The sequence below is a fragment of the Cupriavidus gilardii genome, from assembly GCF_017598945.1.
In the GTDB taxonomy this organism is placed as follows: domain Bacteria; phylum Pseudomonadota; class Gammaproteobacteria; order Burkholderiales; family Burkholderiaceae; genus Cupriavidus; species Cupriavidus gilardii_E.
On record NZ_JAGFTW010000006.1, the window covers coordinates 14,043 to 34,945 of the forward strand.

Sequence of the window (20,903 nt, forward strand, 5' to 3'; positions counted from 1 at the left end):
CAGTGTGAAGGAGGCCTCTCATGTGGAAACGATTCTCGGCGCTTTGGACGCTCGTGCGGCGGGACGGGCGCCTGCTCTGGTATGCGCTGCGGCACCCGGATGCCCCCGGCTGGCTCAAGCCGGCGGTGGTCGGCGTGGCGCTGTACGCGCTGTCGCCGATCGACCTGATCCCCGACGTGGTGGCCGGACTGGGCATCGTCGACGATCTGGTGCTGATCCCGCTGGCGGTCCATCTGATCCTGAAGCGGCTGCCACCGCACATCCTGCGGCAAGCGCAGATGCGAACGCAATCGACGACGGTCAGGCCGCACTGACTCATGCCGCATTGACCGATGCCACATTGACCGCGCGGTAGCGGCAACGAAAAAGGGCGCCAGTTCGACTGGCGCCCTTTTCTTTTCCGCTTCTTTTCTGCCCGACCCGCAGCCTTACGGAATCAGCACCGTCGACCCGGTGGTCTTGCGCGCTTCCAGCTCGCGATGCGCCTGCGCGACCTCGGCCAGCGGATAGCGCTGCCGCACCTCGATCTTGACCTTGCCGCTGCGCACGACGTCGAACAGCTCGGCCGCCATCGGTTCGAGCAGGTCGCGCTGCGTCACATAGGTCATGATGGTCGGCCGCGTCAGCTTCAGCGAGCCCTTGGCGCCCAGCACCGAGATATCGACCGGCGGCACCGGGCCCGAAGCGTTGCCGAAGCTGACCATGGTGCCGCGCGGCGCCAGGCAGTCCAGCGAATCGTTGAAGGTGTCCTTGCCGATCGAGTCGTAGACCACCGCCACGCCCTTGCCGCCGGTGATCTCCTTGACGCGGTCCAGGAACGATTCGCGCGTGTAGACGACGGTGTGGTCGCAGCCATGCGCGCGCGCCAGCGCGGCCTTGTCGTCGTTGCCGACGGTGCCGATCACGGTCGCGCCCAGCGCCTTCAGCCATTGCGACGCGATCAGGCCGATGCCGCCGGCCGCGGCGTGCAGCAGCACCGTGTCGCCGGGCTGCACGCGGTAGGTATCGCGCACCAGATACTGCACGGTCATCCCCTGCAGCATCATCGCGGCGGCCTGCTCGAACGAGATGTCGTCCGGCAGCCTGACGACGATATCGGCCGGCATCACGCGCACCTGGGCATAGGCGCCGGTGGGTCGGCCGGCATAGGCGACGCGGTCGCCTTCGCGCAGATGCGTGACGCCGGGCCCGACCGCCTCGACCACACCGGCGCCTTCCATGCCGATCCCGCCCGGCAGCGGCTGCTTGTAGAGCCCGGTGCGGAAGTAGACGTCGATATAGTTCAGGCCGACCGCCTCCTGCCGGATGCGGATCTCGCCGGGTCCGGGTTCGCCGACCTCGACGTCGACCCACTGCATCACGTCAGGACCGCCGTTCTCGAAGATGCGGATGGCTTTGCTCATGGTTCGGTTCTCCTTGGGATGATCGGATCGGGACTGCCGCTCAGGCCGCTGGCGTCACGGTACGCCGCCGCATTTCGGCGATCAGCATGTCGGCGGTCGCCACATTGGTGGCGCACGGCACGTCGTGCACGTCGCAGGCGCGCACCAGCGCGTTGATATCGGGCTCGTGCGGCTGCGGGGTCATCGGGTCGCGCAGGAAGATCACCGCGGCGACGCGGCCCTCGGCGAGCTGCGCGCCGATCTGCAGGTCGCCGCCCCACGGGCCGGACAGCATGCGCGTGACCGTCAGCCCCACCTCGTCGATCAGCCGGCCGCCGGTGGTGCCGGTGGCCAGCAGTTCGCAGTGCACGAGAAAGTCGCGATGGCGGCGGGCGAAGGCGACGATGTCGTCCTTCTTGCGGTCGTGCGCGATCAGCGCGATGCGCGGCGGAACCGCCGCGACGGGGGTGGTCGTCATGCGCGCGCTCAGAAGGTGCCCGGGTAGGCGCCGCCGTCCAGCAGGATGTTCTGCGCGGTGATGTAGGCCGCCTGCTTGCTGCACAGGAACGCGCAGGTCGCGCCGAACTCGGCCGGGTCGCCGAAGCGGCGCGACGGATTCTGCGCGGCGCGGCGTTGCGCGACCTCGTCGACCGTCAGGTTGGCCTTCTTCGCCGCGCCTTCCATGGTCTTGTACAGGCGGTCGGTATTGAACGGCCCCGGCAGCAGGTTGTTGATGGTCACGCCATGCTGGGCGACCTCGCGCGCCACGCCCGCGACGAAGCCCGTCAGGCCCGAACGCGCGCCGTTGGACAGGCCGAGCACATCGATCGGCGCCTTGACCGCGCCGCTGGTGATGTTGATGATGCGGCCCCACTTGCGCGCGATCATGCCGTCGACGGTGGCCTTGATCAGCTCGATCGGCGTGAGCATGTTGGCGTCGAGCGCGGCGATCCAGTCCTCGCGGTTCCAGTCGCGGAAATTGCCCGGCGGCGGGCCGCCGGCGTTGTTGACCAGGATGTCGAGATCGCCCAGCTTGGCCACGGCGTCGAGCGCCTGCTGGCGGCCTTCCGGCGTGGTGATGTCGGTCGCCACCGCGATCACGCGGCGGCCATGGCGCGCGCGCAGGTCGGCGGCGGCCTTCTCCAGCGCCTCGGCGCCACGCGCGACGATCACCACGTCGACGCCCTCGGCCGCCAAGGCGTCCGCGCACGCAAAGCCCAGGCCCTTGCTGGCGCCGCACACCAGCGCATGCTTGCCTCGCAATCCGAAATCCATGCTCCCTTCTCCTTGATTCGCCAGTTGTTCAAATCGATCGAGCGCGCGTCGGCGCCCGCTCAGGTCCGCGCAGCCTTGCTGCGCGACAGCAGATAGATGCCGCCCATCACCAGCGCGCTGCCTGCCAGCTGCACCAGCGTGATCGGCTCGCCCAGCAGCCAGAAGCCGAGGAACAGCGTCGACACCGGGCCGATCATGCCGGCCTGCGATGCCATCGGCGCGCCGATGCGTGCCACCGCCATCATCGTCAGCGACACCGGCAGCACGGTGCAGAAGACGGCGTTGATCACCGACAGCCACATCACCGGCGCCGGCTGCAGCAGCTCGCGCCAGGGGCGTCCCAGCACCAGATATTGCACCACGCAGCAGGCGGTCGACACGCACATCGCATAGGCGACCAGCCGCAGCGAGCCGATGCGCGCCACCAGCTCGCCGCTGGCAATCAGATAGACCGCATAGCTGACCGCGCTGCCGAGCACCAGCGCGGCCCCGAGCCAGACCTTGCTGCCGCTGACGTCCAGATCGTGGGCCAGCACCAGCAGGATGCCGGCGTAGGCGAGCAGCAGCGAGATCCACTGCTGGCGGCTGATATGGCGCTTGAAACCGAAGGCGGTGGCCAGCACCACGAAGGACGGCGTCAGGAACAGGATCAGCCGTTCCAGCCCCGCGGTGATGTATTGCAGGCCGAGGAAATCGAGAAAGCTCGACAGGTAATAGCCGATGAAGCCGAGCATCAGCACGCGGGCGCGGTCGGCCCACGACAGCGGCGGCAGCCGCATCGACTGCCACCAGCCGATCGCCATGAACAGCGGCACCGCGAACAGCATGCGCAACGTGATCACCATCACGGCGTCGACGTTGTAGCGGTACATCAGCTTGGCGACGATGGCCTTGCCGGAGAACAGCACCGCGCCGATGGCGGCGACGGCAAGCCCGGTGCGCTGCCGCGCACCGGCGGACGCGCTGGCGGGGCTGGCGAGGGATTTCTGGGAAGCGGGCACGGGTATGGTGCAAACGGCCTGTCCGCGCACGGTCGCCGACAGGCGGGCGCGGCAAGGCACTACGTCGGGAAATGTCTGGCATGGCCGCCCGACAATGCCGCCGGACAGACGCGAGGATTGTATGTCAAAAGGCGCAAAGGCATCGGACGCCGTCACGGTCGTTGCCGCCCGCGCGGACCGCGGGGAGCCCATCCGGAAGCCCATCCATTACAATCCGGCACCATCGGGGCGATCCCCCGGACTCCGCCCTGCCCTCACCGCCAGCCGCTACCCGCCATGAAGCAAGATCCGCGTTTCCCCAATCTGTTCATCCTCGACCACCCGCTGATCCAGCACAAGCTGTCGCACATGCGCGACCGCGACACGTCGACGCGGACCTTTCGCGAGCTGCTGCGCGAAATCACGCTGCTGATGGGTTACGAAATCACGCGCAGCCTGCCGCTGACCACGCGCCATATCGAGACGCCGCTGGTCAGCATGGAGGCGCCGGTGATCGCCGGCAAGAAGCTGACCATCGTGCCGGTGCTGCGCGCCGGCGTCGGCATGAGCGACGGCCTGGTCGAACTGATCCCGTCGGCGCGGATCGGCCATATCGGCGTCTATCGCGACGAACATCATCGTCCGGTCGAATATCTGGTGCGGCTGCCCGCCCTGGAGGATCGCAGCTTCATCCTGTGCGACCCGATGGTCGCCACCGGCTATTCGGCGGCGCATGCGGTCGATGTGCTCAAGCGCCGCGGCGTCAAGGACCAGGCGATCACGTTCGTCGCGCTGGTGGCGGCGCCCGAAGGCGTCGAGGTCTTCCACAAGGCCCACCCGAACGTGAAGCTGTACGTGGCCTCGCTCGACAGCCATCTGGACGAGCACGCGTACATCGTGCCGGGCCTGGGGGATGCGGGCGACCGGTTGTTCGGTACCAAGAACTGAGGCGGGGGGCCGGGGGGCTTTCCCTCTCCCCCGACCCCTCTCCCGCAAGCGGGAGAGGGGAGAAAACCGGGCGGGCGCCTCGATGTCGGTGGGTCTGCTCCCCTCTCCCGCACCGCGGGAGAGGGGCCGGGGGAGAGGGCAGCGTCCCTCGCTACCGGCGCTTGCGCCCCGACCCCAGCAGGCTGCCCAGCACGCCGCGGATCAGCTCGCGGCCGACCTGGGAGCCCACCGTGCGGGCCGCCGACTTGGCCATCGATTCGAGGATCGAATCGCCGCGGCCGGTCTTGCCGGTGCCGCGCGTCAGGCCGCCGAACAGATCGCCGGCCTCGTCCAGCCAGCCGCGTTCACCGCTCGGCTGACCCGCCGCCTGTCCTGCGTTCTGCCCCCCGCCGTTCTGCGCGGCCGGCGCCTCGCCGCTCTGCGCGACCCTGCCCTTGAGCCGCTCGTAGGCCGATTCCCGATCGACCGCCTTCTCGTAGGTGCCCGCCACCAGCGACGAGGCCAGCAACTGCTTGCGCTCGGCCTCGTCGATCGGGCCGATGCGGCTGCCCGGCGCCAGCACCCACGCGCGCTGCGTGATGCCGGGCGTGCCCTTGGCGTCGAGCAGCGAGATCAGCGCCTCGCCCACCGCGAGCTCGCCGATCGCCTTCTCCAGATCGAGCTCGGGATTGGCGCGCATCGTGGTCGCCGCCACCTTGACCGCCTTCTGATCGCGCGGCGTGAATGCGCGAAGCGCATGCTGGACGCGGTTGCCGAGCTGCCCCAGCACCGTGTCCGGAATATCGACCGGGTTCTGCGTGACGAAGTACACGCCGACGCCCTTCGAGCGGATCAGCCGCACCACCTGCTCGATCTTCTCCAGCAGCGCCTTGGGCGCATCGTTGAACAGCAGATGCGCCTCGTCGAAGAAGAACACCAGCTTGGGCTTGTCGAGGTCGCCGGCCTCGGGCAGCTTCTCGAACAGCTCCGACAGCAGCCACAGCAGGAAGGTCGCGTACAGCCGCGGCGCGTGCAGCAGCTTGTCGGCGGCCAGGATATTGACCATGCCCAGACCCTTGTCGGTCTGCATGAAGTCGTCCAGGTTCAGCATCGGCTCGCCGAAGAACACATCGGCGCCCTGCGATTCGAGCGCGACCAGGCCGCGCTGGATCGCGCCGATCGACGCGGCCGAGATATTGCCGTACTCGGTGGTGAACTGGCCGGCGTTGTCGCCGACGTACTGCAGCATCGCGCGCAGGTCCTTGGCGTCGAGCAGCAGCAGGCCGTTGGCGTCGGCGATGCGAAACACCAGGTTCAGTACGCCCTGCTGGGTGTCGTTGAGCTCGAGCATGCGCGAGAGCAGCAGCGGGCCCATGTCGGACACGGTGGCGCGCACCGGATGGCCCTTCTCGCCGAACACGTCCCACAGCGTGGTCGGGCAGGCGCCCCAGGCCGGTTCGGGCAGGCCCAGGTCGGCCAGCCGCTTGCCGAGCTTGTCGGACAGCTGGCCGGGCTGCGAGATGCCGGTCAGGTCGCCCTTGACGTCGGCCATGAAGACCGGCACGCCGAGCCGGGAGAAGCCCTGCGCCAGCGTTTGCAGCGTCACGGTCTTGCCGGTGCCGGTGGCCCCGGTGATCAGGCCGTGGCGATTGCCCATCTGTGGCAGCAGGGCCAGTTCATGCTGGGCGTTCTTGGCGATAACGATGGGGTCGGCCATGCTGGGGCTCCGGTGGATGATGAGGCGATGGGGCGGCGATACTGGGGCGCGGGTGTGGCGCGGGTGTGGCGCGGGTGTGGCGCCATCACGCCCGCCTCGCCCCGGCGCGGCAAGGGCCGGGCCGGCGGTCTGGCGCGCAGGGCCGCGTGATAAAATCCCGGGCTGATTATATCCAGCAGTGATTGCCAGCAGTCATGGCCTGCCGCTGATGATTCCATCACCGGCGCGTGCATCGCAACAGGCCGAGTGGGCGTGCTCGAGCGCCCGCCGGTCCGGCCGCCAACCTTCGGCCATGCTGCCCTTGCCGCGCTGCACGCCTCGCGTACCTGTTCCGCCTCGGAGAGAAACATGGCCGGTCATTCCAAATGGGCCAATATCAAGCATAAGAAAGCCGCCGCCGACGCCAAGCGCGGCAAGATCTGGACCCGCCTGATCAAGGAAATCACCGTCGCCGCCAAGCTCGGCGGCGGCGAGCCCGACTCCAATCCCCGCCTGCGCCTGGCCATGGACAAGGCCATGGATGCCAACATGCCCAAGGACAACATCCAGCGCGCGATCCAGCGCGGCGTGGGCGGTCTGGAAGGCGCCAGCTACGAGGAAATCCGCTACGAGGGCTACGGCCTGTCGGGCGCCGCGATCATCGTCGATTGCCTGACGGACAATCGCACCCGTACCGTCGCCGAAGTGCGCCACGCCTTCTCCAAGCACGGCGGCAACATGGGCACCGAGGGTTCGGTGGCCTTCATGTTCACGCACTGCGGCCAGTTCCTGTTCGCGCCGGGCACGCCCGAGGACAAGCTGATGGAAGCCGCGCTCGAGGCCGGTGCCGACGATGTCGTGACGCACGAGGACGGCGCGATCGAGGTCACCTGCCCGCCCAACGATTTCGGCACCGTCAAGACGGCGCTGGAAGCGGCCGGCTTCAAGGCCGAGGTCGCCGACGTCGTGATGAAGCCGCAGAACGAAGTCAGCTTCACCGGCGACGATGCCGTCAAGATGCAGAAGCTGCTCGACGCGCTGGAAAACCTCGACGACGTGCAGGAAGTCTTCACCAACGCGGTGATCGAGGACTGAGCCGGCGCATCCGCCCCTCCCCTCTCCCCGGCGGCCGTCGCCGATTCGATGCAGCGGCCGCCGTCCCCAAAGCTTTATCTTCTGGCAGTGGATCATGAAAGTATTGGTTGTCGGCTCGGGCGGACGTGAACACGCGCTGGCCTGGAAACTGGCCCAGTCGCCCAAGGTGCAGGTCGTCTACGTGGCGCCGGGCAACGGCGGCACGGCGCTGGACAAGCGGCTGCAGAACGTCCCCGTGACCGATCCGGCGGCGCTGGCCGAGTTCGCGCAAAGCGAGGGCGTGCATTTCACCGTGGTCGGTCCCGAGGCGCCGCTGGCGGCCGGCATCGTCGACGTGTTCCGCGCGCGCGGCCTGCGCATCTTCGGCCCGAGCCGCGCGGCCGCGCAGCTCGAGTCGTCGAAGGACTTCGCCAAGGCCTTCATGCACCGGCATCAGATTCCGACCGCCGCCTACCAGACCTTCAGCGACGCGGCGCAGGCGCACGCCTATCTCGACGCGCAGGGCGCGCCGATCGTGATCAAGGCCGATGGCCTGGCCGCCGGCAAGGGCGTGGTGGTCGCCACCACGCTGGAAGAGGCGCACGCCGCGGTCGACATGATGCTGGCCGACAACAAGCTCGGCGATGCCGGCGCGCGCGTCGTGATCGAGGAATTCCTCGAGGGCGAGGAAGCGAGCTTCATCGTGATGGTCGACGGCGCCAATGTGCTGGCGCTGGCCACGAGTCAGGACCACAAGCGCCTGCTCGACGGCGACGCCGGCCCCAATACCGGCGGCATGGGCGCCTACTCGCCCGCGCCGGTGGTCACGCCGGCGCTGCATGCGCGGGTGCTGCGCGAGATCATCATGCCGACCGTGCGCGGCATGGAGAAGGACGGCATCCCGTACACCGGCTTCCTGTACGCGGGCCTGATGATCGATCGCGACGGCAATCCGAAGACGCTCGAATTCAACTGCCGCATGGGCGATCCCGAGACGCAGCCGATCATGGCGCGGCTCAAGACCGATCTGTTCGACGTGATGGAGCACGCCGTCAACGGCCGGCTCGACGCGGTCGAGCTCGACTGGGACCGCCGCACGGCGCTGGGCGTGGTGATGGCCGCGCACGGCTACCCCGACGCGCCGCGCAAGGGCGACCTGATCACCGGCATCCCGGCCGAAACCGACGACAGCGTGACCTTCCACGCCGGCACCACGCTGGCGGACGGCAAGCTGCTGACCAACGGCGGCCGCGTGCTGTGCGTGGTGGGTCTGGCCGATACCGTCAAGGCGGCGCAGCGCGCGGCCTATGCGGCGGCCCAGCAGATCCACTTCGACGGCATGCAGTACCGCTCGGACATCGGGTATCGGGCGATCAAGCGCTGAGGAATTGGTGCTTCGTCGGCTCGCCGACGTTGCTCCGCCCCGATGTCGTTCTCCCTCCCCCTTCAGGGCGGCTTCCAGTTGTTCTCCCTCTCCCCCTCAGGGGGAGAGGGCCGGGGAGAGGGGGTGGTTTCAAGCCACGTCGGCATGCGCGATGCCCTTGCCCTCTCCCCCGCCCCTCTCCCGCAAGCGGGAGAGGGGAGAAAAACCTGGACGCCACCGCCCCGCGTGCCTACCCCGCCGCACCATGACGGGGCAGCGGCTACAATCCTGACCATGCTGATGATCGATTCCCAGGCAGTCCGCGCCTATCTGTTGGGTCTGCAAGACCGCATCACGGATGCCGTCGCCGCCATCGACGGGCAGCCGTTCGCCACCGATGCCTGGGAAAAACCGCCCACCGAGCGCCTGCGCGGCAGCGGCCGCACCCGCATCCTCGAAGGCGGCGCGGTGATGGAGCGCGCCGGCGTCGGCTTCTCGCACGTGCGCGGCGACGCGCTGCCGCCGTCGGCCAGCGCCAACCGGCCCGAACTGGCCGGGCGCGGCTTCGAGGCGATGGGCGTGTCGCTGGTGTTCCATCCGCGCAACCCCTACGTGCCCACGGTCCATATGAACGTGCGCTGCTTCCTGGCGGTCAAGGAAGGCGCCGAGCCGGTCTGGTGGTTCGGCGGCGGCATGGACCTGACGCCCTACTACGGCAATGCCGACGACTGCCGGCATTTCCACGCCACCTGCAAGCGCGCGCTCGATCCGTTCGGCGCCGAGCTCTATCCGCGCTTCAAGCGCTGGTGCGACGAGTACTTCTTCCTGAAGCATCGGGGCGAGGCACGCGGCGTCGGCGGCGTGTTCTTCGACGACTTCTCCGAGCTCGGCTTCGACGACAGCTTCGCGATGATGCGCGCGGTCGGCGACGGCTTTCTCGATGCCTACCTGCCGATCCTGCAGGCGCGCAAGGACACGCCCTACGGCGCGCGCGAACGCGACTTCCAGGCCTATCGCCGCGGCCGCTATGTCGAATTCAACCTGGTGTTCGACCGCGGCACGCTGTTCGGCCTGCAATCGGGCGGCCGCACCGAATCGATCCTGATGTCGATGCCGCCGCAGGCCGCCTGGCGCTACGACTGGCAGCCCGAGCCGGGCAGCGCCGAAGCCGCGCTGTACACCGACTTCCTGCCGGCGCGCGAGTGGGTCTGAACCCGGTCCGAACCTTGTCGATGAACACCCACCGCCTCTACCGCCTCGGCATCCTCGGCGGCACCTTCGACCCGCCCCATGTCGGCCACCTGGCGCTGGCGCGGCTGTGCATCGACCATCTGCAACTGGACGAGCTGCTGTGGATCCCCACCGGCCAGTCGTGGCAGAAAGGCAACGACGTGACGCCGGCCGCCGACCGGCTGGCGATGACGGAGCTGGCCGCCGCGGCGCTGGCCGACGCGCCGGCGCGGGTCCACGCCAGCCGCATGGAGGTCGATCGCGCCGGCCCGAGCTACACCATCGATACGGTGCGCCAGCTGCGCGAGCAATTCGGTCCGCAGACGTCGCTCGCCTGGCTGATGGGCGCCGACCAGTTGCTGCGCTTGCACACCTGGCACGGCTGGGAGGACCTGCTCGACTACGTCCACCTGTGCGTCGCGACCCGGCCCGGCTTCGCGCTGGACCAGCTCGATGGCCCGGTGCGCGAAGCGCTGGCCCAGCGCCGCGCCGACGCGCACCTGATACAATCCACGCCCTCCGGCCGGATGTGGATCGACCAGACGCTCGCCGTCGACCTCTCCTCCACCGCCCTGCGCCAGCGCCTCGCCGCCGGCCAGCGCGCGGATGACCAACTCCCCCCGGGCGTGGCACACTACATCGCCACCTACGGACTCTATCGCCAGGACTGAGCAGGACCGTGGAACCGGGCCGGCCCGTAGCACTGGCCCGGGACGCGGCTACGGCCACCGATCCCTCGCTGACAAAATACAAGGGCACCACCAAGGCACCATGGATATTCGCAAACTGCAACGCGCCATCGTCGATGGCCTCGAGGACGTCAAGGCACAGGACATCAAGGTGTTCGACACCTCGCACCTGACCGAACTGTTCGACCGCGTGGTGATCGCCAGCGGCACCTCGAACCGGCAGACCAAGGCGCTGGCCGCCTCGGTACGCGACACCGTCAAGGAAGCCGGCGGCCACATCATCGCGGTGGAAGGCATGGAGACCGGCGAATGGGTGCTGGTCGACTGCGGCGACGCGGTGGTGCATATCCTGCAGCCGCAGCTGCGCCAGTACTACAACCTCGAAGAAATCTGGGGCGACAAGCCGGTGCGGCTCAAGCTCGGTGCCGCCAAGGGGCTGGCAAAGGCCAGCGAGCCGATGGACGAGGACGAGGACGCAGAGGAAAAGGCGCCGCGCCGCAGCACCCGCCGCGCCGTCGGCGAACGTCCGGCGCTGGCCCGCCTGCCCGAAGGCATGAAGGAGCCGTCGCCGCCGATGGGTCACGAGGACACCGATCCGGACGCGATCGCCACCCAGCGCAAGCCGGTCGCCCGACCCCGCACCACCAGCAGCAGCGGCGCCGCGCCGGCACGCAAGACGGCGGCACGCACGGGCACCGGCAGCGGTACCGGCGCCGCGCGCAAGACGGCGACCAAGACCGCCGCCAAGACGGCCACGACGGCCGCCAAGACCGCGGCCAGGACGGGAACCGGCACCGGCACCCGCACCGCCGCCAAGACCAGCACCACGCGCAGCGCCGCCGCCAAGACCGCGGCGCCGCGCAAGCGCACCACCCGCTCGGCCTGAGCCGGGCCACGCTGTCGCAGCGCGCCGCCGTGCAGTTGCTGATCGTCGCGGTCGGGCACAAGATGCCGGCCTGGATCGAGGCGGGCTTCGCCGAGTATGCCAAGCGCATGCCGCCGGAGCTGCGCATCGTGCTGCGCGAGATCAAGCCAGAGGCCCGCACCGCCAGCAACAACGCGGCGACCGTGATGCAGCGCGAGGCCGCGCGCATCGAGGCCGCGCTGCCGCGCCAGTGCCGCATCGTCGCGCTGGACGAACGCGGCCGCGACCTGACCACGATGCAGCTGGCCGAACAGTTGACCGGCTGGCAGCGCGAGGGCGGCGATGTCGCCTTTCTGATCGGCGGTGCGGACGGCCTCGATCCGGCGCTGAAGGCCCGCGCGCAGACGCTGCTGCGGCTGTCCAGCCTGACGCTGCCGCACGGCATGGTGCGCGTGCTGCTGGCCGAGCAGCTGTACCGCGCCTGGACCGTCACGCAGAACCACCCTTACCATCGGGTCTGACCTGCCATCGCCCGCTCCCGGTCGCCGGCCCCTGCGTTCGTCCCACCCTCGTCCCACCCACAACGTCCCACCGCGCTCCTCCGCGCCCGTGCCACCGTGCTCCACGACGTCCTCTACCTCGCCTCCCAAAGCCCTCGCCGCCGCGAGCTGCTGACCCAGCTCGGCGTGTCATACCAGCTGCTGCTGCCCGACGACGACGAAGACGCCGAGGCGCTCGAAGCGGTGCTGCCCGGCGAAACGCCGGATGACTACGTGCAGCGCGTCTGCGCGCTGAAGGCCGAGGCCGCGCTGCGCCGCCGCGAACGCCGCGCGCTGCCCGACGCGCCGATCCTGACCTCCGACACCACGGTCTGCCTGGGCGGCCGCATCCTCGGCAAGCCGGAGCATGCCGACGACGCCGCGGCGATGCTGACGGCGCTGTCCGGCACCACGCATCGGGTGCTGACCGCGGTGACCGTGGTCTCGACCCTCGGCGCGCACCATGCGCTGTCGATCTCCGAGGTCAGCTTCCGCGCGATGCGCGAGGACGAGATCGCGCGCTACGTGGCCAGCGGCGAGCCGCTCGGCAAGGCCGGCGCCTACGGCATCCAGGGCCGCGCCGCCGAGTTCGTGCAGCGGATCGCGGGAAGCTATTCGGGTATCATGGGCCTGCCCCTGTTCGAGACGGCAGCGCTGTTGCGACAGGCCGGCCTGCGCTTCTGAAGCGCACCGCCCGAGCAACGCCGAACATGGCGCCGGGTCGCCCGCCGACCGCGCCGCCAGGCATCCAGGGGACCAACCTGCTCCGCCGCGACAGAGAACAGCGGACGAGCCAGCCAGCCGGCGACGGATCGCACACAACATGACCGAAGACATCCTCGTCAATATCACCCCGCAGGAAACGCGCGTGGCCATCGTGCAGCAGGCCGCGGTGCAGGAGCTTCATGTCGAGCGCACGCTGACGCGCGGACTGGTCGGCAATATCTATCTGGGCAAGGTGGTGCGCGTGCTGCCCGGCATGCAATCGGCCTTCATCGACATCGGGCTCGAGCGCGCGGCCTTCCTGCACGTCGCCGATATCTGGCACCGGCGCGAACCGGACCGCAACGGCAGCACGCAGCTGGCGATCGAGAAGACGCTGTTCGAAGGCCAGGCGCTGATGGTGCAGGTGATCAAGGACCCGATCGGCACCAAGGGCGCGCGGCTGTCGACCCAGGTCAGCATCGCCGGCCGCACGCTGGTCTATCTGCCGCAGGACCCCCATATCGGCATCTCGCAACGGATCGAAGGCGAGGTCGATCGCGAGGCGCTGCGTGCCCGCGTGCAGGGGCTGGTGCCCGAGGACGAGCGCGGCGGCTTCATCGTGCGCACCATCGCCGAAGAGGCGACCGACGAGGAGCTGGGCAACGACATCGCCTACCTTCGCAAGATCTGGGGCGCGATCCGGCTCAACGCCACCACGCTGCCGGCGCCCAGCCTGCTCTATCAGGACCTGAGCCTGGCCCAGCGCGTGCTGCGCGATTTTGTCAACGACGCCACCGGCGTGATCCAGGTCGACTCGCGCGAGAACTACCAGAAGCTGGTCGAGTTCGCGCAGGAATACACGCCCGCGGTGCTGCCGCGGCTGTCGCACTACACCGGCGAGCGGCCGATCTTCGACCTGTTCAATATCGACGCGGAAATCGAGCGCGCGCTGTCGCGGCGCGTCGATCTGAAGTCGGGCGGGTATCTGATGATCGACCAGACCGAGGCGATGACGACGATCGACGTCAACACCGGCGGCTATGTCGGCGCCCGCAATTTCGACGACACCATCTTCAAGACCAATCTCGAAGCGGCGCACACGATCGCGCGCCAGCTGCGGCTGCGCAATCTGGGCGGCATCATCATCATCGACTTCATCGACATGGAGAATGTCGAGCATCGCGACGCGGTGCTGTCGGAACTGAAGCGGGCGCTGTCGCGCGACCGCACCCGCATCACCGTCAACGGCTTTTCGCAGCTCGGGCTGGTCGAGATGACGCGCAAGCGCACCCGCGAATCGCTGGCGCACGTGCTGTGCGAACAGTGCCCGGTCTGCCAGGGCAAGGGCCAGGTCAAGACGCCGCGCACGGTCTGCTACGAGATCCTGCGCGAGATCATGCGCGAGTCGCGCCAGTTCAATCCGCGCGAGTTCCGCATCCTGGCCTCGCAGGAAGTGATCGACCTCTTCCTCGAAGAGGAAAGCCAGCATATGGCGATGCTGGGCGACTTCATCGGCAAGCCGATTTCGCTGCAGGTCGAATCGACCTTCCATCAGGAGCAGTACGACATCATCCTGATGTAGGCGGGTGGCCGCCGCGCCCGGCGTGCCGCGGCACGCTGCGGCCACCCGAAGACATCATTCCCTGCGGGCGGCCTCGTCGGTCGATGGAGCGGCATGCAGGCGCGAGCGCGCGTACCGCACTGACATCACGACGGCGGCACCTATCAGCACGAGGCACGCCGCGCCGGCAATCGCGGCCGGGACCACCCCCACGCCCATGATCAACATGGCCAGACCGCTGCCGACCAAGGCAACCTGGGCGCCGGTGACAAGCACGTGCCCCAGTATTCGCCGCGTGGCTGGTAGCGGGTGCTGCGACGTTGCGAAGGGCCGCACCAGCAACCACACCATGTGTTTCAGCCGGTCCGTGAACCGATCCGCGTCTGGCCGTTCCGCCTTTGGCCGTTTCGCATTTGGCGCGGCGACCAACGGCGCCCTGTCGTGAGGCTGCGCGCCCTTTGCCGGCGTCGCGGCCGCAACCGTCGCGCCGACCTGCGGCGATGACAGCGGCACGCTGCGCGGGTCGGCCGGTGTGGTGGCGGCGGATGGCCCGCCCTGAGGGGCTGCGTGGTTGGTCGCACTCGGACGCATATTGACGTTCATACCGATCTCCGTGACGGTGTTTGAAGGAGGCCTGGCGGCAGCATCGGCGTTCGACGCGAATCCGCCAGGGCTCAGAGCATCGCGGTCCGGTCGCACCACCGCTTTCACATTCGGCCCTTCGCATCGCAGTTCGGCAACGACAAGCGATATTGGCCGATCGCCGCGGACGACGGCGTCGAACGCGCTCTCAGGGTCAGACCGCATGACCAACTGCACGGCGATCTTCTATAACGGAGACAAGGATGGCGCGCGCCTGGTGCGGCGGCGGAGAGCGGACGATGACACGCTGGATTGACGCAATGGCCCAAGGGCCGTCGGCGCGGCGGATCGCGCCATGGGCAGGCCTGCTGCTTGCCGCAACATTGGCGTTACCGGGCTGTGCGCCCGTGCAGGAACTGGCCAAGCGCGCGCCCTCGTTGCCCCCGGCGGCGCCCGAACGCCAGGTCACACCCGCCCCTCCGCCACCGATTGCCGCGCGCGTGATCGAGCTGGCCGGCTATTGCAGCCGCACCGAGGACGACGGCTTTCGCGAAGAAGCGCGCGTGCGCGTGACCGCCAACGAGGTGCAGGCGCTGAACTGGAAACTGTGGGTGCCCCGGCGCCGCGGCTCGTGCGCCTTCGATCTGAGCGAGTTCCGGCAGGTCCAGAAGGCTCCGCATATCGAGCTGGTCGCGCGCGACGACAGCGGCTGCAAGCTGATGGTGTGGCAGGACCCGCGGCGCGTCACGCTGGCCCATGCCAATTGCCAGAAGCGTTGTACGCCGGGAATCTATGAAGAAGCGTGGCCGGTGATGTTCGACCCGGCCAGCGGCATGTGCGCGCAGGTCAAGTAGACCCGCCGCGCAACGTACGAAACCGGCGCCGGCAAGGACGCCGGCGCCCGGCGCCGCCCTTTCAGCCCCGCTTGACCCAGACCACCAGGCCGCCCGCGATGCCCAGCGTGCGGCGGTCCGGACGGTAATCCATGGTGCCGGGGAACTGCTGCGCGTCGCGCTGGCCGATGCGCCAGGCGCAGCCGTCCAGCAGCGCGATCGCCTCGGCCTCCGGCTTGCCGACCAGCGCGTCGTCGGCCATCTTGTCGGCGGCGCAGCCTTGCGGCGTACCGGCACCGCCCATCGGCGGCGGCGGCGGTCCCGGCGGCGGTTCGCTGGCGCAGGCTGCCAGCAGGGTCACGCCGGTTGCCGCGCAGGCCAGCCGGCCGATGCCGTTCCGGCGAGGACGAAGCAGGGGAACAAGCGCGGCAAGAAACGACGAAAGAAGCGAGGAAAGAAACGATCGGTCGACGATCCGTGGCATGCAATCTCCTTGCAGGTCGGGAGCGGGCGGCATCTGCCGCCCGCGGGCGAGACGGCCGGTTTCGCAACCGGACTACGGCTTGGCCTTCGGCACGCGCCCCATCAGGAAAAACTCATCGTTGGGACGCATGCCGATGGTGTTGGCCATGCGGTTGGACAGGCCGAAGAAGGCGGTGATCGCGGCGATATCCCAGGCGTCCTCGTCGGAGAAGCCATGCGCGCGCAGCACCTCGAAATCCGCTTCGTCGATCTCGTGCGAGGCCTGGCAGACCTTCATCGCGAAATCGAGCATCGCGCGCTGGCGCGGCGGAAGATCGGCCTTGCGATAGTTGACCGCGACCTGGTCGGCCAGCAGCGGCTTCTTCTCGTAGATGCGCAGGATCGCGCCGTGGGCGACCACGCAATAGAGGCACTGGTTGACGCCCGAGGTAGCGACCACGATCATCTCGCGCTCGCCCTTGGTCAGCCCGCCCTCCTTGTCCATCAGCGCGTCGTGATAGGCGAAGAAGGCGCGGAACTCGGCCGGACGGTGCGCGAGCGCGAGGAACACATTGGGGACGAAGCCGGCCTTCTCCTGCACCGCCAGAATCCGCTCGCGGATATCGTCGGGCACCTGCTCCAGCGTCGGCACGGGGTAGCGGCTGATCGGCCTGTCGGCCGATGCAGTCGAGGACGGACTGGCTTGCTGCGATTCGCTCATCGATGTCTCCTCGGTGGTTTCCGGTCTATCCGTCTATCGGCATGGCCCCGCGCGGTGCGCGAGGCCTGCCACAGTATCGGCCAGCCACGGCAGCACGCCAAGCCTTGCCGGCCGGCGCCGAACCGCGCGGCGGGCCTACTGCGTGGCGAACTGGATGCGGTGCAGCCCGGCGTACAGGCCGTTCGCGGCCAGCAGCTCGGCATGGGTGCCGTGCTCGGCGATGCGTCCCTGATCCAGCACCGCGATGCGGTCGGCGTTCTCGATGGTCGACAGCCGGTGCGCGATCACCAGCGTGGTGCGGCCGACCATCAGCGATTCCAGCGCGGCCTGGACCTGGCGCTCGGACTCCGAGTCCAGCGCCGAGGTGGCCTCGTCCAGGATCAGGATCGGCGCGTCCTTGTACAGCGCGCGCGCGATCGCCAGGCGCTGGCGCTGGCCGCCCGACAGCTTCATGCCGTTATCGCCGATATTGGTCTGCAGACCCTCCGGCAGCCCCTTGACCACGTCGGTCAGGTAGGCGGCCTCCAGCGCGCGCTCGACCCGCGCCATGTCGATCTGGTCGGCCGAGTGCACGCCATAGGCCACGTTGGCGGCGACGGTGTCGTTGAACAGCACCACGTCCTGGCTGACGAAGGCGATCTGGCGGCGCAGATCCTTCAGCACCAGCGCGTCGAGCGGCTGGCCGTCGAGCAGGATGCGCCCTTCGGTCGGATCGAAGAAGCGCGGCACCAGATTGACCAGCGTGGTCTTGCCGCTGCCGGACGGACCGACCAGCGCCAGCACCTCGCCCGGGCTGACCCGCAGCGACACGTCCTGCAGCGCGGGGCGCCCGGCGTCGCCGTAACGGAAGCCGACGCGCTCGAACACCAGCTCGCCGCGCGCGCGGTCCAGCGGCAGTCCGCCCTGCTGCGGCTCCACCGGCTCGTCGATCAGGCGGAAAATCATTTCGGCGGCGGTCATGCCGCGCGTCAGCGGCTGGTTGATGTCGGTCAGATGCTTCAGCGGCGAGATCAGCAGCAGCATCGCCATCACGAAGCCGGTGAAGCCGCCGATCGTGGTCTGGTTGCCCTGCGCCTGCACCATCGCGATGGTGATGATCACCGACAGCGCCAGCGCGGCCAGGAACGCGGTGACCGGCTGGTTCAGCCCGCCCGCGACCGCCATCCGCATCGAATAGTTCTTCAGCCGCTCGGCCATCGCGCGAAAGCGCGCCAGCTCGTAGGTCTCGCCGCCGTGCAGCTTGACGACCTTGAAACCGCCCGCCGCTTCCTCGACGACATAGGCGGCGCTGTTGGTCAGCGTCTGGTGCTCGCGGTTGAGCTTGCGCAGGCGCCGGTTGATCTTCGACATCAGGTAGCCGATCACCGGCAGGATCACCGCGACGATCAGCGTCAGCCGCCAGTTGGTGTAGAACAGGTAGATCAACAGCGCGACCACCGTCAGCGAATCGCGCACCAGCGTGATGAAGACGCTGGTCAGGATCTGCAGCACCTGGTTGACCTCGAAGATCACCGCGTTGATCAGCGATGCCGCGGTATTGCGATGGAAGAACATCGCCGGCACATGCAGCATCCGCTCGAACATCTGCAGCCGCATCTTCAGCAGCACGCGGTTGGAGATCAGGCTCAGCAGATAACCGGAGGCGAACTGGGCCAGGCCCCGGATCAGCGCGACACCGGTCAGGATCGCCGGCACATGCCACAGCTTGCCGGCGTAATCGCCGCCGAAGCCCTTGTCCAGCAGATCGTTGACGACCTTGGGGATCACCCCTTCGCTGGCGGCCACGACGGCCATCGCAACGATGGCGGCGATGAAGATGCGCAACTCCGGGCGCAGGTAGGACCAGAGTCGGGCGGGCATGGTTTGCACACCTGGCGTCGATGGGCGGGACAAGAACACTCCTTCGGAATAATCAGAGGCGCCGGCGAGCCCGGCCGAAGACCGGAAGCGGGCACCGGCAGGGCCGGGCCGGCATGAGCCGACAAGGGGCCGACGAAGGGCCAACAAAAGGGCCGGGGTACAATGGCGCCGCGCTCGACCGGGGCGATACCGTGCCGAATGCGGTCGGATCGCGGCTGGATCGCGTCATACAGCAGGCCATACGACCACGTCAATGAAACTCTCCGTCGTCATCATCACCCGCAACGAAGCCCACAATATCCAGGCCTGTCTGGAGAGCGTGAAGTGGTGTGACGAGGCGATTATAGTGGATTGCATGAGCGCGGACGCCACCCCCGCGATTGCCCGGGAGATGGGCGCGCGCGTGATCGTGACCGAGGACTGGCCGGGCTTCGGCCCGCAGAAGAACCGCGCGGTCGACGCCGCCACCGGCGACTGGATCCTCAGCATCGATGCCGACGAGCGCGTCAGCCCCGCGCTGCGCGACGAGATTCTCGCCGCGATCGCCAGCGACAGCGCCGACGGCTACGAAATGCCGCGGCTGTCGCAGTTCTGCGGCCGCTTCATCCGCCATGGCGGCTGGTATCCCGATTACGTGACGCGGCTGTTCCGCCGCGGCCACGGCCGTTTCAGCGATGCGCTGGTGCACGAGAGCCTGATCGTGCAGGGCCGGCTCGGCCGGCTGCGCGAGCCGCTGACGCACTACAGCTATCGCGATTACTCCGACGTGCTGCGCAAGATCGACAGCTATTCGTCGGCGGGCGCACGCCAGGCCTTCAGCCGCGGCAAGCGCTCGACGCCGCTGGCGGCCGCGGGGCATGGCCTGTGGGCCTTCCTGCGGACCTGGCTGCTTCGCCGCAGCATTCTCGACGGCGCCGAAGGCTTCGGCGTCGCGCTGATGAACGCGCAGGCGAGCTATTACAAATACCTGAAGCTGTGGTACCTGGGCCGGCAGCAGCCCGGCGGCCAATGACCGCGGGGCGGCCCATGACCTCGGCTTTTGTCGCTTTCCTCCCGTCCCGATATCCGTGTCCATGAAGATCGGCATCTCCTGCAACCGCTTCGGCAAGGGCGGCGGCTTCGAACGCTATGCGCTCGATCTGGCGCGTGGCCTGATCGCGCGCGGCGAGCGCCCCGCGGTGTTCGCGCGCCGCTTCGACGGCGACATCCCCGAGTACGGGCAGGTCGACCGGCATCTGGTGCGCGTGCGCTGGCTGCCGGGCAAGATGCGCGACACGGCGTTCTCCTGGGGCATGCGCGACGCGCATCGCCACTGCGATCTGCTGATCGGCTGCAACCGCGTGGTCGGCGCCGACCTGGCGATCTGCGGCGGCACCCATCGCGGCTACCTGCGCGCGTCCGGCCGCGCGCCGACCTTCTGGGACCGGCGCCAGATCGAACTGGAGTCGCGCCACTACGCGGCCGCGCGCCACGTGGTCGCGCATTCGCAATTGATGGCCGACGAGCTGGCCGAGCTGTATGGCGTCCCCGCCGAAAGGCTCGCCCTGCTCTATCCGCCGGTCGATACCGCGCGCTTCCGGCCGGTCGACGATGCCGCGCGCGCGGCGCTGCGCCAGCGCTTCGGCTTCGGCGACACGCCGGTGTTCCTGTTCCCCTCGTCGGACCATGCCCGCAAGGGCCTGGACGTGCTGGCCCGCGCGCTGGCCGACAGCGGCCTCGATGCGACGCTGGCGGTCGCCGGACGCCCGGTCGGCAGGACGCTGCCCGGCGTGCGGGAGCTCGGTTACTGCGCCAATATGGCCGAGCTCTATGCCGCGGCCGATTTCACCGTGCTGGCGTCCAGCTACGAGCCGTTCGGGCTGGTGGGGATCGAATCGGTGCTGTGCGGCACGCCGGTGCTGCTGGCCGACAATATCGCCTGCCTCGAGGTGATGGACGATGCGGTGGCGCGGCGCTTCCCGCGCAGCGACGTGGCCGCCATTGCCGCCGTCATGCGCGAGGCGGCGGCGTGGTCGAAGGACGGCGGCGCGCGCATCGCCGAGCCGCGCTGGCATTTGCGCTACAACCCCGAACCGGCCGCGCATCTCGATGCGCTGCTGCGGCTCGGCGGCGCCTGACCGGTACAGGTATTACAGATACAGGTACAGGTACAGGTACCG

At 68.7% G+C, this 20,903-nt stretch carries 22 protein-coding genes; 13 read left to right on the plus strand and 9 right to left on the minus strand.

The features are described from left to right. The first annotated feature begins 20 nt into the window (after positions 1-20). A complete protein-coding gene (locus J5T34_RS03135; protein WP_174107482.1) occupies positions 21-314 on the plus strand; it encodes a YkvA family protein in 294 nt (97 codons plus the stop codon). A gap of 114 nt (positions 315-428) precedes the next feature. Here the strand turns inward: J5T34_RS03135 and J5T34_RS03140 are convergent, their stop codons facing one another. Genes J5T34_RS03140 through J5T34_RS03155 form a run of 4 tightly spaced genes read right to left on the minus strand, consistent with a single transcriptional unit; the run spans position 429 to position 3,658 of the window. Next, positions 429-1,403, minus strand: coding sequence for a quinone oxidoreductase family protein (locus tag J5T34_RS03140; RefSeq protein ID WP_208578556.1), 975 nt, complete (start codon positions 1,401-1,403; stop codon positions 429-431). Between the two features lie 40 nt (positions 1,404-1,443). Then, entirely contained in the window at positions 1,444-1,860 is a 417-nt protein-coding gene (locus J5T34_RS03145) for a methylglyoxal synthase (protein ID WP_208578557.1), read from the minus strand. Between the two features lie 8 nt (positions 1,861-1,868). After that, the gene (locus J5T34_RS03150) at positions 1,869-2,657 is read right to left on the minus strand and encodes an SDR family oxidoreductase (RefSeq protein WP_208578558.1); all 789 of its coding nucleotides are present in this window, start codon (positions 2,655-2,657) and stop codon (positions 1,869-1,871) included. 59 nt (positions 2,658-2,716) lie between these two features. After that, on the minus strand, positions 2,717-3,658 hold the full coding sequence (locus J5T34_RS03155) for a DMT family transporter (protein ID WP_208578559.1): 942 nt from the start codon (positions 3,656-3,658) through the stop codon (positions 2,717-2,719). Between the two features lie 276 nt (positions 3,659-3,934). On the opposite strand from J5T34_RS03155, the gene upp reads away from it, so the two are divergent. Then, positions 3,935-4,585 (plus strand): uracil phosphoribosyltransferase, encoded by a 651-nt coding sequence (gene upp / locus J5T34_RS03160; RefSeq protein ID WP_208578560.1) that lies wholly within the window; start codon positions 3,935-3,937, stop codon positions 4,583-4,585. A 151-nt stretch (positions 4,586-4,736) separates the two neighbouring features. Here the strand turns inward: upp and J5T34_RS03165 are convergent, their stop codons facing one another. After that, on the minus strand, positions 4,737-6,281 hold the full coding sequence (locus J5T34_RS03165) for a helicase HerA-like C-terminal domain-containing protein (protein WP_208578561.1): 1,545 nt from the start codon (positions 6,279-6,281) through the stop codon (positions 4,737-4,739). Positions 6,282-6,629: 348 nt separating this feature from the next. On the opposite strand from J5T34_RS03165, the gene J5T34_RS03170 reads away from it, so the two are divergent. From J5T34_RS03170 to rng, 8 genes are all read left to right on the plus strand, one after another. Continuing rightward, a complete protein-coding gene (locus J5T34_RS03170) occupies positions 6,630-7,355 on the plus strand; it encodes a YebC/PmpR family DNA-binding transcriptional regulator (RefSeq protein WP_208578562.1) in 726 nt (241 codons plus the stop codon). A gap of 94 nt (positions 7,356-7,449) precedes the next feature. Beyond that, positions 7,450-8,718 carry a phosphoribosylamine--glycine ligase gene (gene purD, locus J5T34_RS03175; protein ID WP_208578563.1) on the plus strand — a complete coding sequence of 423 codons (1,269 nt, stop codon included), beginning with the start codon at positions 7,450-7,452 and terminating at the stop codon, positions 8,716-8,718. 279 nt (positions 8,719-8,997) lie between these two features. Further along, the gene (gene hemF / locus J5T34_RS03180) at positions 8,998-9,909 is read left to right on the plus strand and encodes an oxygen-dependent coproporphyrinogen oxidase (RefSeq protein ID WP_208578564.1); all 912 of its coding nucleotides are present in this window, start codon (positions 8,998-9,000) and stop codon (positions 9,907-9,909) included. A gap of 20 nt (positions 9,910-9,929) precedes the next feature. Then, on the plus strand, positions 9,930-10,598 hold the full coding sequence (locus tag J5T34_RS03185; protein WP_208578565.1) for a nicotinate-nucleotide adenylyltransferase: 669 nt from the start codon (positions 9,930-9,932) through the stop codon (positions 10,596-10,598). A 100-nt stretch (positions 10,599-10,698) separates the two neighbouring features. Further along, positions 10,699-11,502 carry a ribosome silencing factor gene (rsfS, locus tag J5T34_RS03190; protein ID WP_208578566.1) on the plus strand — a complete coding sequence of 268 codons (804 nt, stop codon included), beginning with the start codon at positions 10,699-10,701 and terminating at the stop codon, positions 11,500-11,502. A gap of 29 nt (positions 11,503-11,531) precedes the next feature. Further along, entirely contained in the window at positions 11,532-12,002 is a 471-nt protein-coding gene (gene rlmH / locus J5T34_RS03195) for a 23S rRNA (pseudouridine(1915)-N(3))-methyltransferase RlmH (protein ID WP_150084135.1), read from the plus strand. A gap of 96 nt (positions 12,003-12,098) precedes the next feature. After that, entirely contained in the window at positions 12,099-12,704 is a 606-nt protein-coding gene (locus tag J5T34_RS03200) for a Maf family protein (protein ID WP_208578567.1), read from the plus strand. A 139-nt stretch (positions 12,705-12,843) separates the two neighbouring features. Further along, positions 12,844-14,307, plus strand: coding sequence for a ribonuclease G (rng, locus tag J5T34_RS03205; protein ID WP_208578568.1), 1,464 nt, complete (start codon positions 12,844-12,846; stop codon positions 14,305-14,307). Positions 14,308-14,361: 54 nt separating this feature from the next. Here rng and J5T34_RS03210 read toward each other — a convergent pair whose 3' ends face one another. Then, entirely contained in the window at positions 14,362-15,105 is a 744-nt protein-coding gene (locus J5T34_RS03210; protein ID WP_208578569.1) for a hypothetical protein, read from the minus strand. A gap of 83 nt (positions 15,106-15,188) precedes the next feature. On the opposite strand from J5T34_RS03210, the gene J5T34_RS03215 reads away from it, so the two are divergent. Continuing rightward, entirely contained in the window at positions 15,189-15,722 is a 534-nt protein-coding gene (locus J5T34_RS03215; protein ID WP_432207625.1) for a hypothetical protein, read from the plus strand. 61 nt (positions 15,723-15,783) lie between these two features. On the opposite strand, the gene J5T34_RS03220 is transcribed toward J5T34_RS03215, so the two are convergent. From J5T34_RS03220 to msbA, 3 genes are all read right to left on the minus strand, one after another. Continuing rightward, a complete protein-coding gene (locus J5T34_RS03220; RefSeq protein WP_244258677.1) occupies positions 15,784-16,185 on the minus strand; it encodes a hypothetical protein in 402 nt (133 codons plus the stop codon). 72 nt (positions 16,186-16,257) lie between these two features. Then, the gene (locus J5T34_RS03225) at positions 16,258-16,884 is read right to left on the minus strand and encodes a peroxidase-related enzyme (protein WP_208578570.1); all 627 of its coding nucleotides are present in this window, start codon (positions 16,882-16,884) and stop codon (positions 16,258-16,260) included. A gap of 135 nt (positions 16,885-17,019) precedes the next feature. Then, the gene (msbA, locus tag J5T34_RS03230; protein WP_174107468.1) at positions 17,020-18,744 is read right to left on the minus strand and encodes a lipid A export permease/ATP-binding protein MsbA; all 1,725 of its coding nucleotides are present in this window, start codon (positions 18,742-18,744) and stop codon (positions 17,020-17,022) included. Between the two features lie 253 nt (positions 18,745-18,997). Here msbA and J5T34_RS03235 point away from each other — a divergent pair, with 253 nt between their 5' ends. Beyond that, on the plus strand, positions 18,998-19,756 hold the full coding sequence (locus tag J5T34_RS03235; protein WP_208578571.1) for a glycosyltransferase family 2 protein: 759 nt from the start codon (positions 18,998-19,000) through the stop codon (positions 19,754-19,756). Between the two features lie 61 nt (positions 19,757-19,817). Then, complete coding sequence (locus J5T34_RS03240; protein ID WP_208578572.1) at positions 19,818-20,861, plus strand: glycosyltransferase family 4 protein; 1,044 nt, start codon at positions 19,818-19,820, stop codon at positions 20,859-20,861. Positions 20,862-20,903 lie beyond the last annotated feature (42 nt).

Bases quoted from the DNA above. Each gene is read 5' to 3' on its own strand.
- J5T34_RS03165 (WP_208578561.1), bottom strand. From the start codon at position 6,281: ATGGCCGACCCCATCGTTATCGCCAAGAACGCCCAGCATGAACTGGCC.
- J5T34_RS03220 (WP_244258677.1), bottom strand. From the start codon at position 16,185: ATGCCACGGATCGTCGACCGATCGTTTCTTTCCTCGCTTCTTTCGTCG.
- J5T34_RS03170 (WP_208578562.1), top strand. From the start codon at position 6,630: ATGGCCGGTCATTCCAAATGGGCCAATATCAAGCATAAGAAAGCCGCC.
- purD (WP_208578563.1), top strand. From the start codon at position 7,450: ATGAAAGTATTGGTTGTCGGCTCGGGCGGACGTGAACACGCGCTGGCC.
- hemF (WP_208578564.1), top strand. From the start codon at position 8,998: ATGATCGATTCCCAGGCAGTCCGCGCCTATCTGTTGGGTCTGCAAGAC.
- J5T34_RS03215 (WP_432207625.1), top strand. From the start codon at position 15,189: ATGGCCCAAGGGCCGTCGGCGCGGCGGATCGCGCCATGGGCAGGCCTG.
- J5T34_RS03235 (WP_208578571.1), top strand. From the start codon at position 18,998: ATGAAACTCTCCGTCGTCATCATCACCCGCAACGAAGCCCACAATATC.
- msbA (WP_174107468.1), bottom strand. From the start codon at position 18,744: ATGCCCGCCCGACTCTGGTCCTACCTGCGCCCGGAGTTGCGCATCTTC.
- J5T34_RS03185 (WP_208578565.1), top strand. From the start codon at position 9,930: ATGAACACCCACCGCCTCTACCGCCTCGGCATCCTCGGCGGCACCTTC.
- J5T34_RS03140 (WP_208578556.1), bottom strand. From the start codon at position 1,403: ATGAGCAAAGCCATCCGCATCTTCGAGAACGGCGGTCCTGACGTGATG.
- J5T34_RS03225 (WP_208578570.1), bottom strand. From the start codon at position 16,884: ATGAGCGAATCGCAGCAAGCCAGTCCGTCCTCGACTGCATCGGCCGAC.
- J5T34_RS03240 (WP_208578572.1), top strand. From the start codon at position 19,818: ATGAAGATCGGCATCTCCTGCAACCGCTTCGGCAAGGGCGGCGGCTTC.
- J5T34_RS03135 (WP_174107482.1), top strand. From the start codon at position 21: ATGTGGAAACGATTCTCGGCGCTTTGGACGCTCGTGCGGCGGGACGGG.
- J5T34_RS03150 (WP_208578558.1), bottom strand. From the start codon at position 2,657: ATGGATTTCGGATTGCGAGGCAAGCATGCGCTGGTGTGCGGCGCCAGC.
- J5T34_RS03145 (WP_208578557.1), bottom strand. From the start codon at position 1,860: ATGACGACCACCCCCGTCGCGGCGGTTCCGCCGCGCATCGCGCTGATC.
- upp (WP_208578560.1), top strand. From the start codon at position 3,935: ATGAAGCAAGATCCGCGTTTCCCCAATCTGTTCATCCTCGACCACCCG.
- rng (WP_208578568.1), top strand. From the start codon at position 12,844: ATGACCGAAGACATCCTCGTCAATATCACCCCGCAGGAAACGCGCGTG.
- rsfS (WP_208578566.1), top strand. From the start codon at position 10,699: ATGGATATTCGCAAACTGCAACGCGCCATCGTCGATGGCCTCGAGGAC.